The following is a 12,388-nucleotide window of genomic DNA, read 5'->3' on the forward strand; positions in this document are numbered from 1 at the left end:
ATCCGATTCCATGGGGGCGCCGTGACCAGACGCGACGACCACGAGCCGCGTCCCAGTGCCGTGACCGCCACCCTCGCCGGCGTCCTCGGGCTGGTCCTCGCCGGTGTGCTGGGGTACCTGCCGTTGAAGTTCTTCGTCGACTACGGCTTCGCCGGGATGGACGGCAAGGTGCGCGTCGTGCTCGTGATCTATTCGGCGGCCGCGCTGGTGCTGCTGGTGGGCGCGCTGGCGACGTTCTTCCGGGCGGTCGCCGGTGCGGTGCTGCTGCTGGCGGGCGGTCTGCTCGCGGTCGCCGCGGTGGTCGGCGAACCGGTCCTGCTCTACCCCGGCTACTTCGGGGCCTTCTTCGCGGAAATGTTCCGCTTCGCGCCCGACGACGCGTTCGTGCGGGTCGGTGCCGCGGTCGGCGGCCCGGTCGTGTTCGTGCTCGCGGTGCTTCCCGGCACCTTCCGGTATCTCCGGTACCGCCCGGCTGGTAGTTGGTAGTGGTGACCTTTCCGTCCCATCCCGAAGCCGCCGCGACCTCCCGGGGCGGCGGCACCGGCATCACCGCCGCGATCCTGGCCCTCCTCGGTGGCCTGTTCCACCTGATCGGCGTGGCCGGTGGGGCGGTGATGCTCGCCGGCGACGACGATCTGGCGCGTGGGCTGCTCACGTTCGCCACGCACCTGGTGCTCGCCGCGGCCCTCCTCACCGGCGGGGTCGGGCTGATCCTGCCCAGGGAGTTCGGCCGCGCCGCGACCATCGCCGGGTCGGCCGCGGCGCTCACGGTGTACCTGCTGGTGCTGGTGCTCGGCGCGTTCGGCGTGTACTTCCTCGGGCTGGTCGACGGGGACGTGCCGCTGGTCTACGTCGCCGTGTTGTGCGTCCCGGCGGCCGGCACGCTGGTGCTGGCGAGCCTGCCGCCCACCGGGCGGTGGGTGGCGCGCGGCTGGTCGTAGGCTGGGGCAATGACCCACGACCTCTCCTCCGCAGGCTTCGAGACACGCGCCATCCACGCAGGTCAGGAGCCTGACCCGCGGACGGGTGCGGTCATCGTGCCGATCTACCAGACCTCGACCTACGCGCAGGACGGTGTCGGCGCCACCCGCGAGGGTGACTACGAGTACTCGCGCACGGCGAACCCGACGCGCACCGCGCTGGAGGAGGCGCTCGCGTCGCTGGAGGGTGCCCGGCACGGCCTGGCGTTCGCGTCCGGCATGGCCGCCACCGACGCGGTGCTGCGGACCGTGCTGCGCCCGGGCGACCACCTGGTCCTGGGCAACGACGCGTACGGCGGCACGTTCCGGCTGATCGACAAGGTCCTCAAGCTGTGGGGCGTCGAGTACGGGATCGCGGACCTGTCGAACGCGGACGAGGTGGGTGCCGCGGTCCGGCCCGAGACGAAGCTGATCTGGTGCGAGTCGCCGTCCAACCCGCTGCTGGGCATCGCGGACCTGGCGGTGCTGGCGGAGATCGCGCACGGCGCCGGCGCCCGGCTCGTCGTGGACAACACCTTCGCCACGCCCTACCTGCAGACGCCGCTGGCGCTCGGGGCGGACATCGTCGTGCACTCGACCACGAAGTACCTCGGCGGCCACTCGGACGTCGTCGGCGGCGCGGTGCTCACCAACGAGGACGAGCTGCGGGAGAACCTGTTCTTCCTGCGCAACGCGGCCGGCGCGGTGCCCGGTCCGTTCGATGCCTGGCTGACCCTGCGTGGCCTCAAGACGCTCGCCGTCCGGATGGACCGGCACTGCGACAACGCCGAGCAGATCGCCGAGATGCTGGTGGCGCACCCGAAGGTCGCCGAGGTCTATTACCCGGGCCTGCCCGGCCACGCCGGCCACGACCTCGCAGCCAAGCAGATGCGCCGGTTCGGTGGCATGGTCTCCTTCCGCCACGCCGACGGCCGTCAGGCCGCCCTGGACACCGCGGCGCGCACGTCGCTGTTCATCCTGGCCGAGTCGCTCGGCGGCATTGAATCGCTCATCGAGCACCCGGGCCAGATGACGCACGCGAGTGTCGTCGGTTCGATGCTCCAGGTGCCGGAGGACCTGCTGCGGTTGTCCGTGGGCATCGAGGACGCCCGCGACCTGAGCGACGACCTCCGCTCCGCACTGGGCTAGGTGCACTCGGCCGTCGGGTTCGCGGCGATGCCGCGCCCGGTGGTGAGGTGGCCGGTCTGGGTGGTGTGTTAGCTGCTCCGGGCCGGTTGTGGCACAAGAAACCAGCGCGACGAGCCGGCGGACTTCCCTGGCTGCGCGCCGGAGGCGTTCGGCCGCCGGTGCACGGCACGCCGGGAATGTCAGGGGCGGTAGTTGTTCAGCTCCGCGGTTTTCGCCTCGCCCGGCGTGGTGCCGGTGCGGATCCTGTGCAGGTCCGACGGGTCGACGCAGCCGCCGACCAGTTCGACGTAGTTGTCGTGGCGGATGTACTGGCCGGGATCGCCGCAGCCGGCCCGGTCCACCGTGTAGACGGCCGCGCCGGTGAGGGCCAGCGCCGACGTCACGCCCGCGACCAGCGGCAGCAGCCCGGCCGCACGCGTGGCACGCCGGACTCTGCTGCCCGTTTCGCTCCGCGCTGGCATGGCTACTCCCGATTCGCCGTCCTGACCGGCTCCAGGGTACCGAAACCGCCGAAGCGGGAGTGGCATGATCCGGGATATGGATCTCGTGGACGTCGAACGCATCCGTGCGGCACGGAAGCTCCTCGCGGGCATCACCCGTGTCACCCCCATGGAGCACGCACGGGACCTGGAGAAATCACACGGCGGACCGGTCCACCTCAAGTGTGAGAACCTGCAACGCACCGGTTCGTTCAAGATCCGCGGTGCCTACACCCGGTTGCACGGTCTGAGCGCGGAGGAGCGAGCCCGCGGGGTGGTCGCCGCCAGCGCGGGCAACCACGCGCAGGGGGTGGCGCTCGCGGCGTCGCTGCTGGGCATCTCGTCGACCGTCTTCATGCCCACCCGCGCCCCGCTGCCGAAGCTGGCCGCCACCCGCGGGTACGGCGCGGACGTGCACCTGCACGGTGACGTGCTGGAGGAGGCCCTCGCCGAAGCGATCGCGTTCGCCGACCGGACCGGGGCGGTGTTCATCCACCCCTTCGACCACGCCGACATCATCGCCGGGCAGGGCACGGTCGGCCTGGAGATCCTGGAGCAGGTACCGGAAGCGGCCACGGTCCTGGTGCCCACCGGCGGGGGCGGGCTCGTCGGAGGCGTGGCGTGCGCGGTGAAGGCGTCGCGACCGGACGTGCGGGTGGTCGCGGTGCAGGCCGAGGACGCCGCGGCGTTCCCGCCGTCGCTCGCCGCGGGAGGACCGGTGCGGTTGCGCGAGATGCAGACCATGGCCGACGGGATCGCGGTCGGTCAGCCGGGACCGGTGAGCTACGCGCACGTGGCGGCGAAGGTCGACGATGTCCTCACGGTGTCGGAGGAAGCGCTGTCGCGCGCCGTGCTGCTGTGCCTGGAACGCCGCAAGCTGGTGGTCGAACCCGCGGGCGCGGCGGCGGTCGCGGCCCTGTTGCAGTACCCGGGCGAATTCGCGGCGCCGGTGGTGGCCGTGGTCTCCGGTGGGAACGTGGACCCGTTGCTGCTGCTGCAGATCATCCAGCACGGCATGACCGCCGGCGGGCGGTACCTCGCGCTGCGGCTGCGTGTGCCGGACCGGCCGGGCTCGCTGGTGTCGGTGCTGTCCCGCGTGCGGGACCTCGGCGCGAACGTCCTCGACGTCGAACACTCGCGGATCTCCGGAGCACTGGCCCTCGGCGAGGTCGAGATCGCGCTCAACCTGGAGACCCGCGGACCCGCGCACTGCCAGGAGGTCCGTACCGAACTCCAGCGCGCCGGGTTCACCGTCGTCGGCTAGCGAGTGCGGAAGAGCTGCGTGCGCACCGCCAGCACACTTCGCTGGACACTCTGCCCAGTGGTCGGGAAGGATAATCCGGCAACGTGCGCAATCTGACAGGAGGCCGCGGTGGACGCGCTCGACGCCAAGTTGTTGCTGCTGCTCACCGACGCGCCCCGGCTGAACGTGCTGGAGTGCGCGCGCCGGCTCGGCGTCGCCCGCGGCACCGTCCAGGCCCGCCTGGACCGGCTGACCGAGCAGGGCATCCTCGGCGGGTTCCCGCCCGAGCTGGACCTCGCCGCGATGGGCTACGGGCTCACCGCGTTCGCCGTACTGGAGATCGCCCAGGGCAGGCGCACCGCGGTGGCGGAGGCGCTGGCCGCGATCGAGCAGGTGTGCGAGGTGCACGCCACCACCGGGCAGGGCGACCTGTTCGTCCGCATGGTGGCGCGCGACCACGACGACCTGCAGCGCGTCATCGACGCGGTGGTCAGCGTGCCGGACGTGCGGCGCACCTCGACCTCGCTCGCCCTGTCGACACCGGTGCCGCCGCGGGTCCGGCCGCTGCTGGAACGGCTCGCCTACGAGACGAACTCCAGGTAGCGCTTGGCCGAGCGCTGCACGACCTCGTGGCCGTCCCGGCGCACCACCGCGTCCCACCACGCGCCGTAGATCGCCTCGAAGCGGTAGCCGGCGAGGATCTCCGCCGCGCGGCGCACGACGGCAGGCCGTTCCGGGATGAGGTTCGGGTAGCTGTACATGAAGGCGACGAATTCCCGGTCCGGGATGACCTGCACGATGTCGCCGGACAGCAGGGCGCCCTGGCCCCGCTCGCCGCCGGACCAGTGCAGCACCGTGCCGCCGGCGAAGTGCACGCCCAGGTTGATCAGGGTCAGCTCGTCACTGATCCGCTTCGTGCGCCCGCTCCACAGCTCGATCCTCCCGTCCGGGCGGCCGATCCACTGCCGGTCGTGCTCGTGCAGGTAGACCGGCACGTCGAAGGCGCGGGCCCACTCCACGCAGGTGGTGTAGTAGTGCGGATGGCTGATCGCGATGCCGGTGATGCCGCCGCGGGCGGCGATCTCACCGGCGATGGCGTCGTCCAGATAGGCCGTGAGGTCCCAGAGGAAGTTGCCGCTGGGCGCCTCCACGAGCAGCGCCCGCTGGCCGATGGCGAACTTCGGGGTACAGCCGATGCCGGTGATGCCCTCGCCCTCCGGCCGCACGAGGGCCTCGTGTTCGGACCGCAGCGTGGCGAAGTCGGTCCACTGCTGGCCCGATGGCGGGACGTACTGGCGCTCGTCCTCGCAGATCGGGCAGTCCTCCCGCGGTGCGGCGTACTGCATGCCGCAGGTCAGGCAGATCGGGTTCATGCCGCCACGCTAGCCGCTCCCGCACGGCGAGAGCGGCTGTTCCGGGCCGATTGGCCCAGCCGGAACAGCCGCTCTCGGAAGTCGTGGGCTCAGCCGGTGTAGGGCACGGCCTTGATCAGGGTGACCTTCTGCGTGCTGCCGTTGGGCAGCTCGTACTCACGCGACTCGCCCTCCTTGGCGCCCAGCAGGGCCTTGCCCAGCGGCGACTCCGGGGAGTACACGTCCAGGTCGCCCTCCGAGGCGCCCTCTTCACGGGTGGCGAGCAGGAACTTCTCCTCCTCGTCGTCACCGTCGTAACGGACGGTGAGGACCTTGCCGGGACCGGCGACGCCGTCGTTCGCCGGGGCTTCGCCGACCTTGGCCGACCGCAGCAGCTCCTGGAGGTGCCGGATGCGCGCCTCCTGCTGGCCCTGCTCCTCACGGGCGGCGTGGTAGCCCCCGTTCTCCTTGAGGTCGCCTTCCTCACGGCTGTCGTTGATCTTCGCAGCGATGACCGGACGATTCTCGATCAGCTCGTCGAGCTCGTGCTTGAGCCTGTCGTAGGCTTCCTGGGTCAGCCAGGTCACCTGGGTGTCGCTCACGGCCACCATCTCCTCGTCGTGCCTGCCGGACATGGGTGTTCATGCCGGCAGCCGCACTGCCTCGAGTGCGGCTGGATAAAGGAAAAACACGGCCCGTCTGGGCCGTGCCGGTAGATCAGGGTACCACGGCAGGGCTGGTCAGCGCCGGTGCGCACGTCAAGAGCCGGGCATTCGGCGCCGCATTCACCCCGTTGGCCGCTAACTCCTTGACAAATACTCCGGTACGTCGTAGGAGCACCCGTACACATCCGCGGTGACCGGCTGGTCGATGCTGCGCACCACCGCGTCCACCCGCGTGGCCTCCGGCGGGATGTACACCTCGCGCCGTCCGCTCTCCGCGCCGCTGATGTCCCGCGTCCGCACGATGCACACGCCGGGCCGTCCCGGTTCGTCCCGCGTCACGTTGAGCGACACCGTCATCGCGTTGCCGGGCAGCTCCTGGAACGTGACCCGCTCCGCGGTGATCGGCGCGGCACCGAGGTTCAGGTACCCGATCCACGCCACGGCGCCGCCCACGGCCACCGCCACCACGGCGTACGCCCACCTTCGCCAACGCCGGCTCGGCCGCTGGGGGCGCCCGTAGCGGCCTGCCGGCAGCGACGGTGGCGCGCTCGCGGTGCTCAAGCCGGGCCTCCGATCGAACTTGTCGTACCCCCGGGGACAATGGGGGCAACCGCAGTATCCCTCCGCGGTGGAATACGAATTCAGAAGGGGTCGTTGGACGCATGGTGGGTTCTGACGAACTGGTGTCCGGGTCGGGATCGCGCCTGCGTCTCATGGCGGTGCACGCCCATCCCGACGACGAATCGAGCAAGGGCGCGGCCACGATGGCCCGCTACGTGGCCGAGGGCGCCGAGGTCATGGTGGTGACCTGCACCGGAGGCGAGGCGGGCAGCATCCTGAACCCGGCCATGGACCGGCCCGACGTGCTCGCCAACATGTCCGCCATCCGCCGCGAGGAGATGGCGAAGGCCGCGCAGATCCTCGGCGTGCAGCACCGCTGGCTGGGCTTCGTCGACTCCGGCCTGCCGGAGGGCGACCCGCTGCCGCCGCTGCCCGAGGGCTGCTTCGCGCTCACCCCGCTCGAGGAGCCGGTGCGTGAGCTGGTCAAGATCATGCGCGAGTTCCGCCCGCACGTGGTGCTGACCTACGACGAGAACGGCGGCTACCCGCACCCCGACCACATCCGCTGCCACGAGGTCTCCGTCGCAGCCTTCGACGCCGCCGCCGAGCCGGACAAGTTCCCGGAGGGGGGCGAGCCGTGGCAGCCGCTCAAGCTGTACTACATCCACGGGTTCTCCCGCGCCCGTATGGAGGCCTTCCACGAGGCGCTGGTCTCGGCGGGCATGGAGTCGCCGTACGCGGAGTGGCTCGGCAAGTGGGACCCGGACCGCGCCGACGTCATGGAGCGGGTCACCACCCGCGTCGAGTGCGCGGACTACTTCGAGGTCCGGGACGAGGCGCTGAAGGCCCACGCGACGCAGATCGACCCGGACAGCCGCTGGTTCTTCGTGCCGCTGGAGATGCAGCGCCGGGTGTGGCCGACCGAGGAGTACGAGCTGGTCCGGTCGCTCGTGGACAGCACGCTGCCCGAGGACGACCTGTTCGCGGGCATCCGTGAGAAGGTGAACACATGAGTCTCTTGTTGCCGGTGACGGCGCCGGTCGCCACGACCGCTCTCGTCCTCGCGCAGCAGCCGGGCAACGGCGACAACGGGGGCCAGGGCGAGGACTTCGGCAAGTCCTCGCCGCTGGGGTTCCTGATCCTCCTGCTGTTCCTCATCGCCGTCGCCCTGTTGGTGCGATCGATGACCAAGCACCTCAAGCGGGTGCCGCCGACCTTCGATCCGGAGGCGCAGGCCGCCGCCGGCGCGGAGACCGGCGAGCGGGGCGATGAACCGGCCGCCGCGCGCGCCGGGGAGCCCGCCAAGCAGCCGGAGAAGAGCGAGAGCAGCTAGCGCGGCGGTGCCGCGGAGGCCGTGACACCCTGGTGCCATGGCCAACCGACTCGCTGCCGCGACGAGCCCGTACCTGCTGCAGCACGCCCACAACCCGGTCGACTGGTGGCCGTGGAGCGCCGAGGCGCTCGCCGAGGCCCGGCGCCGGGATGTGCCGATCCTGCTCTCGATCGGCTACGCGGCGTGCCACTGGTGCCACGTCATGGCCCACGAGTCCTTCGAGGACGCCGAGACCGCGCGCCTGATGAACGAGCACTTCGTCAACATCAAGGTCGACCGCGAGGAGCGTCCGGACATCGACGCGGTCTACATGACCGCGACCCAGGCGATGACCGGCCAGGGCGGCTGGCCGATGACCTGTTTCCTCACCCCGGACGGGGAACCGTTCCACTGCGGCACCTACTACCCGCCGCAGCCCCGGCCCGGCATGCCGTCGTTCCAGCACCTGCTCGTCGCGGTGGCGCAGGCGTGGCAGGACCGGCGTGACGAGCTGCGGGAGGGCGCCGGGAAGATCGTCGAGCACCTCGCCGGGCAGCTCGGCCCGTTGCCGCCGGCCCCGGTCGGCGCGGATGTGCTGGACGGCGCCGTGCGGAAGCTGGCCGCGGAAGCCGACCGCGAGCGGGGCGGATTCGGTGGGGCGCCGAAGTTCCCGCCGTCGATGGTGCTGGAGTTCCTGCTGCGCCACCACGAACGCACCGGGTCCGCGGAAGCGTTGTCGCTCGTCGAGTCCAGTGCCGGGGCGATGGCGCGCGGCGGCATCCACGACCAGCTCGCCGGCGGGTTCGCCCGCTACTCCGTCGATGCGTCCTGGGTCGTGCCGCACTTCGAAAAGATGTTGTACGACAACGCGTTGCTCCTGCGCTGCTACGCGCACCTGGCCCGCCGCACCGGCTCCGCCCGCGCCGCGACGGTGGCGCGGATGACCGCGGCTTTCCTGCTGGAGCGTCTGCGCACCACCGAGGGCGGATTCGCCGCGTCGCTGGACGCCGACACGCTCGGCGAGGAGGGGCTGACCTACGTCTGGACGCCCGCGCAGCTGCGCGAGGTGCTCGGCGACGAGGACGGCGCGTGGGCGGCGGAGCTGTTCACGGTCACCGCACGGGGCACGTTCGAGCACGGCAGCTCGGTCCTCCAGCTGCTGCGCGACCCGGACGACCCCGAGCGCTTCGAGCGTGTGCGGGCCGCCTTGCTGGCCGCACGGGACCAGCGGCCGCAGCCGGGCCGGGACGACAAGGTGATCGCGGCCTGGAACGGGCTCGCGATCACCGCGTTGTGCGAGGCGGGCGTCGCGCTCGACGAGCCGGGCTGGTTGTCCGCGGCCGGGCAGGCCGCGTCCGCGGTGCTCGGCATCCACCTCCGCGACAACCGGCTGCGCCGCAGCTCCAGGGACGGCGTCGCCGGGGACGCGGCGGGCGTGCTGGAGGACTACGGCTGCCTCGCCGAGGGCCTGCTCGCCCTGCACCAGGCCACGGCCGAGCCACGCCGGCTCGCCGAGGCGGTGAACCTGCTGGACATCGCGCTGGAGCAGTTCGCCGTCGCCGGGGCCCCGGGTGCGTTCCACGACACCGCCGACGACGCCGAGGTCCTCGTGCACCGGCCCGCGGATCCGACCGACAACGCGAACCCGTCCGGCGCCTCGGCGCTGGCGAACGCGCTGGTCACCGCCTCGGTGCTGGTCGGAGGGGAACGCGCGGCACGGTATCGGGCGGCGGCCGAGGAGGCGGTCCGGCGGGCCGGGCAGCTGATCGCGCAGGCACCGCGGTTCGCCGGGCACTGGCTCACCGCGGCCGAGGCACTGCTGGCCGGGCCGGTCCAGGTCGCCATCGCGGGCCCGGACTCGACGGAACGCGACCTCCTGCGCGTCGTCGCCGCCCGGCGCGTGCACGGCGGCGCGGTCGTGGTGGCCGGTGAGCCGGACGCGGAGGGGGTGCCGCTGCTCGCGGACCGGCCGCTGGTCGACGGGAAGCCCGCCGCCTACGTCTGCCGCGGCTATGTCTGCGACAGGCCGGTGACCAGCCCGGACGCCCTGGTCGCCGCCTTGTCCGCCGGCAGTGAACACCGGTCCTGACCGCGCGGTACCCGAGTAGCGTCGATAGCGATGTAATCAAGTAATCATCGCTGGAGGCGAGACCGATGCGGACGCACGCGCAGTGGGGACGAGGCTGGAAGGGCCGTGGGCAGGCCGAGGTGCCGCCCGCGGACGACGCGGTGGGCTGGTTCGCCGGCCGGCTGCCCGACGGCTGGTTCACCGGTACCCCGGACATCACCGTCGACCGTGAGGAGATCCTGGTCGTCGGTGAGCTGCCGGCCCTGACCGAGGAGTTCGCCGACGACGCCGCACGCGCCGCGGCAGAGGCCGGCCGCATCAGCCGGTTCCGCGAGGAGACCCGCGAGCAGCGCATCGAGATCGCGCGGCAGGCCGAGCACCGGTACCAGCGCAAGGTGTCCTGGGGTGCCCGCCTGGGCGGCAGCGAGGAGTTGTTCACCACACAGTCCGTGCCGGTGATGACACGGCTGCGGCAGCCCGAGCGGCTGGTGCTCGACACCCTCGTCGACGCCGGGGTGGCGCGGTCCCGGTCGGACGCGCTGGCCTGGGCCGTTCGCCTGGTCGGGCAGCACGCCGAGCAGTGGCTGGGTGAGCTGCGCGAGGCCATGTCGAAGGTGGGCGAACTGCGCCGCGAGGGACCGGATCTGGGCTGAGCTCGCCCTGCGGGACCGCGGAAGTTACGCCAGAGTAGGAACATGAACCCCGATGCGTTGACCGCGGTACTGGATGGACAGTGGGCCCAGCTGCGCCGGGAGATTCGCGCGCAGTTCGCGGACTACGACCACGAGGAGCCCTACGACCTGAGCACGGAGGAGTACCGGGCCTGGGTGCTGGAGCGCCTGCGTGAGCTGGCGAAGAGCGGCTGGCACCGGCTCGGTTTCTCCCGGGAGTACGGCGGCGGCGGGGACATCGGTGGCTCGGTCGTGTCGTTCGAGATGCTCGGCTTCGGCGACCTGTCGCTGATGGTGAAGTCCGGGGTCCAGTGGGGCCTGTTCGGCGGCGCGATCCAGCTGCTCGGCACCGCGCACCACCACGAGCGCTACCTCGCCCGGATCATGGACCTGGACCTGCTCGGCTGCTTCGCGATGACCGAGACCGGGCACGGGTCCGACGTGCAGCACCTGCGCACCACCGCGACCTACGACCCGGCCGCCCGGGAGTTCGTCATCGACACCCCGGACGAGCAGGCGCGCAAGGACTACATCGGCAACGCCGCCCGGCACGGCCGCATGGCGGTAGTGTTCGCGCAGCTCGTCACGGGTGGGGAAAGCCGCGGCGTGCACGCGTTCGTGGTGCCGATCCGCGACGAGGCCGGCGCACCGCTGCCGGGCGTGGAGATCGGCGACGACGGCCGCAAGGCAGGGCTCAACGGCGTCGACAACGGGCGCCTGACGTTCCACTCCGTGCGGGTGCCGCGCGACGCGCTGCTCAACCGCTACGGCGACGTGACCGAGGACGGGACGTACACGAGCCCGATCGAGAGCGACAACCGCCGGTTCTTCACCATGCTGGGCACGCTGATCCGCGGCCGGGTCAGCGTGGCCGGCGGGGCGATCCACGCCACCGAGAGGGCGCTCGCGATCGCCACCCGCTACGCGGAGCAGCGCCGACAGTTCGGCCGGCCCGACGGCTCCGGCGAGGTCGTGCTCCTGGACTACCGGGCGCACCAGCGGAAACTGCTGCCCGCCGTCGCCCGGACCTACGCGCTGCACTTCGCGCACGAGGAACTGACCCGCACCCTGCACGACCTGCAGAGCTCCGTCGAAGCCGGGGAACACGCGCAGCGGGAGCTGGAATCACGCGCGGCGGGGATCAAGGCGGTCGCGACCTGGAACGCGACCCGGACCATCCAGATGACGCGGGAAGCGTGTGGCGGCGCGGGATACCTGGCGGAGAACCTGCTGCCGGCGCTCAAGGCCGACACCGACGTGTTCACCACGTTCGAAGGCGACAACACGGTACTGCTGCAACTGGTCGCGAAGGGGCTGCTGACCAGCTACCGCGACCACTTCGCCGATCTGAGCCCGCTCGCCACCGCCCGGCTGGTCGCCGAACAGTTCGTCGGCACGGTGATCGAGCGGACCGCGGCGCGCAAGGTGATCGAGCGGCTCGTGGACGCCGCTCCCGGCCGGGACGACGACGGCGTGCTGTTCGACCGCGGGTGGCAGCTGAAGCTGTTCGAGGACCGCGAGCAGCACGTGCTGGAGGGCTGCGCGCGGCGGCTGCGGCGGGCGGCGGAGGCGGACCCGTTCGAGGTGTTCAACGACGCGCAGGACCACGTGCTGCGCGCGGCGCGGGTGCACGTCGACCGGGTCGTGCTGGAGGCGTTCGTCGCGGCCATCGACCGCTGCGCCGACGAAGAGGCGCGGGCGCTGCTGAACCGGCTGTGCGACCTGTACGTGCTGTCGAACGTGGAAGAGGACCGCGCCTGGTTCCTCGAACACGGCCGGCTCACCTCGCCGCGGGCGAAGGCCGTGGTAGCCGCGGTGAACGACCTGTGCGCGGAGCTGCGCCCGCACGCGCGGCTGCTGGTGGACGGTTTCGCGGTGCCGGAACCGTTCCTCCGCCCCGCGATGCTGCGGTAGCCGCGCTGCCCGCCG

General features: G+C 71.8%; 14 protein-coding genes. 10 read left to right on the plus strand and 4 right to left on the minus strand.

What is annotated here, in order from left to right:
• The first annotated feature begins 21 nt into the window (after window positions 1-21).
• The 3 genes from FHX45_RS20640 to FHX45_RS20650 are packed head-to-tail and all read left to right on the plus strand — an operon-like array spanning window position 22 to window position 2,108.
• Complete coding sequence (locus FHX45_RS20640) at window positions 22-486, plus strand: hypothetical protein (protein WP_167104514.1); 465 nt, start codon at window positions 22-24, stop codon at window positions 484-486.
• Between the two features lie 2 nt (window positions 487-488).
• A complete protein-coding gene (locus FHX45_RS20645) occupies window positions 489-941 on the plus strand; it encodes a hypothetical protein (RefSeq protein WP_341771550.1) in 453 nt (150 codons plus the stop codon).
• Between the two features lie 9 nt (window positions 942-950).
• The gene (locus FHX45_RS20650; RefSeq protein ID WP_167104519.1) at window positions 951-2,108 is read left to right on the plus strand and encodes a cystathionine gamma-synthase; all 1,158 of its coding nucleotides are present in this window, start codon (window positions 951-953) and stop codon (window positions 2,106-2,108) included.
• Window positions 2,109-2,287: 179 nt separating this feature from the next.
• Here the strand turns inward: FHX45_RS20650 and FHX45_RS20655 are convergent, their stop codons facing one another.
• Window positions 2,288-2,569: a hypothetical protein gene (locus FHX45_RS20655; protein ID WP_167104522.1), complete on the minus strand. Its 282-nt coding sequence runs from the start codon at window positions 2,567-2,569 to the stop codon at window positions 2,288-2,290.
• Between the two features lie 76 nt (window positions 2,570-2,645).
• Here FHX45_RS20655 and ilvA point away from each other — a divergent pair, with 76 nt between their 5' ends.
• Together ilvA and FHX45_RS20665 are read left to right on the plus strand one after the other, a co-directional pair.
• Window positions 2,646-3,851: a threonine ammonia-lyase gene (gene ilvA / locus FHX45_RS20660; RefSeq protein WP_167104525.1), complete on the plus strand. Its 1,206-nt coding sequence runs from the start codon at window positions 2,646-2,648 to the stop codon at window positions 3,849-3,851.
• Between the two features lie 108 nt (window positions 3,852-3,959).
• Window positions 3,960-4,433, plus strand: coding sequence for an Lrp/AsnC ligand binding domain-containing protein (locus tag FHX45_RS20665; RefSeq protein ID WP_167104528.1), 474 nt, complete (start codon window positions 3,960-3,962; stop codon window positions 4,431-4,433).
• On the opposite strand, the gene FHX45_RS20670 is transcribed toward FHX45_RS20665, so the two are convergent.
• From FHX45_RS20670 to FHX45_RS20680, 3 genes are all read right to left on the minus strand, one after another.
• The gene (locus FHX45_RS20670; RefSeq protein WP_167104531.1) at window positions 4,412-5,203 is read right to left on the minus strand and encodes an MBL fold metallo-hydrolase; all 792 of its coding nucleotides are present in this window, start codon (window positions 5,201-5,203) and stop codon (window positions 4,412-4,414) included. The genes FHX45_RS20665 and FHX45_RS20670 overlap by 22 nt on opposite strands.
• Window positions 5,204-5,292: 89 nt before the next feature.
• Window positions 5,293-5,793 carry a transcription elongation factor GreA gene (greA, locus tag FHX45_RS20675; protein WP_167109261.1) on the minus strand — a complete coding sequence of 167 codons (501 nt, stop codon included), beginning with the start codon at window positions 5,791-5,793 and terminating at the stop codon, window positions 5,293-5,295.
• Window positions 5,794-5,982: 189 nt separating this feature from the next.
• On the minus strand, window positions 5,983-6,408 hold the full coding sequence (locus tag FHX45_RS20680; RefSeq protein WP_167104534.1) for a DUF4307 domain-containing protein: 426 nt from the start codon (window positions 6,406-6,408) through the stop codon (window positions 5,983-5,985).
• 101 nt (window positions 6,409-6,509) lie between these two features.
• Here FHX45_RS20680 and mca point away from each other — a divergent pair, with 101 nt between their 5' ends.
• From mca to FHX45_RS20705, 5 genes are all read left to right on the plus strand, one after another.
• Window positions 6,510-7,421: a mycothiol conjugate amidase Mca gene (mca, locus tag FHX45_RS20685; protein ID WP_167104537.1), complete on the plus strand. Its 912-nt coding sequence runs from the start codon at window positions 6,510-6,512 to the stop codon at window positions 7,419-7,421.
• Entirely contained in the window at window positions 7,418-7,741 is a 324-nt protein-coding gene (locus FHX45_RS20690; protein WP_167104540.1) for a hypothetical protein, read from the plus strand. Before mca ends, FHX45_RS20690 begins: the two co-directional genes overlap by 4 nt.
• Window positions 7,742-7,778: 37 nt before the next feature.
• Complete coding sequence (locus FHX45_RS20695; RefSeq protein ID WP_167104543.1) at window positions 7,779-9,809, plus strand: thioredoxin domain-containing protein; 2,031 nt, start codon at window positions 7,779-7,781, stop codon at window positions 9,807-9,809.
• A gap of 65 nt (window positions 9,810-9,874) precedes the next feature.
• Window positions 9,875-10,441 (plus strand): hypothetical protein, encoded by a 567-nt coding sequence (locus FHX45_RS20700; RefSeq protein WP_167104546.1) that lies wholly within the window; start codon window positions 9,875-9,877, stop codon window positions 10,439-10,441.
• Between the two features lie 42 nt (window positions 10,442-10,483).
• Window positions 10,484-12,373 (plus strand): acyl-CoA dehydrogenase family protein, encoded by a 1,890-nt coding sequence (locus tag FHX45_RS20705; RefSeq protein WP_167104549.1) that lies wholly within the window; start codon window positions 10,484-10,486, stop codon window positions 12,371-12,373.
• Window positions 12,374-12,388 lie beyond the last annotated feature (15 nt).

This window comes from Amycolatopsis granulosa, assembly GCF_011758745.1.
Taxonomy (GTDB): Bacteria; Actinomycetota; Actinomycetes; order Mycobacteriales; family Pseudonocardiaceae; genus Amycolatopsis_E; species Amycolatopsis_E granulosa.

Coding starts and splice junctions, on each gene's coding strand:
- ilvA (WP_167104525.1), top strand. CDS start 2,646: ATGGATCTCGTGGACGTCGAACGCATCCGTGCGGCACGGAAGCTCCTC.
- FHX45_RS20655 (WP_167104522.1), bottom strand. CDS start 2,569: ATGCCAGCGCGGAGCGAAACGGGCAGCAGAGTCCGGCGTGCCACGCGT.
- FHX45_RS20670 (WP_167104531.1), bottom strand. CDS start 5,203: ATGAACCCGATCTGCCTGACCTGCGGCATGCAGTACGCCGCACCGCGG.
- FHX45_RS20700 (WP_167104546.1), top strand. CDS start 9,875: ATGCGGACGCACGCGCAGTGGGGACGAGGCTGGAAGGGCCGTGGGCAG.
- FHX45_RS20705 (WP_167104549.1), top strand. CDS start 10,484: ATGAACCCCGATGCGTTGACCGCGGTACTGGATGGACAGTGGGCCCAG.
- mca (WP_167104537.1), top strand. CDS start 6,510: ATGGTGGGTTCTGACGAACTGGTGTCCGGGTCGGGATCGCGCCTGCGT.
- greA (WP_167109261.1), bottom strand. CDS start 5,793: ATGGTGGCCGTGAGCGACACCCAGGTGACCTGGCTGACCCAGGAAGCC.
- FHX45_RS20695 (WP_167104543.1), top strand. CDS start 7,779: ATGGCCAACCGACTCGCTGCCGCGACGAGCCCGTACCTGCTGCAGCAC.
- FHX45_RS20690 (WP_167104540.1), top strand. CDS start 7,418: ATGAGTCTCTTGTTGCCGGTGACGGCGCCGGTCGCCACGACCGCTCTC.
- FHX45_RS20650 (WP_167104519.1), top strand. CDS start 951: ATGACCCACGACCTCTCCTCCGCAGGCTTCGAGACACGCGCCATCCAC.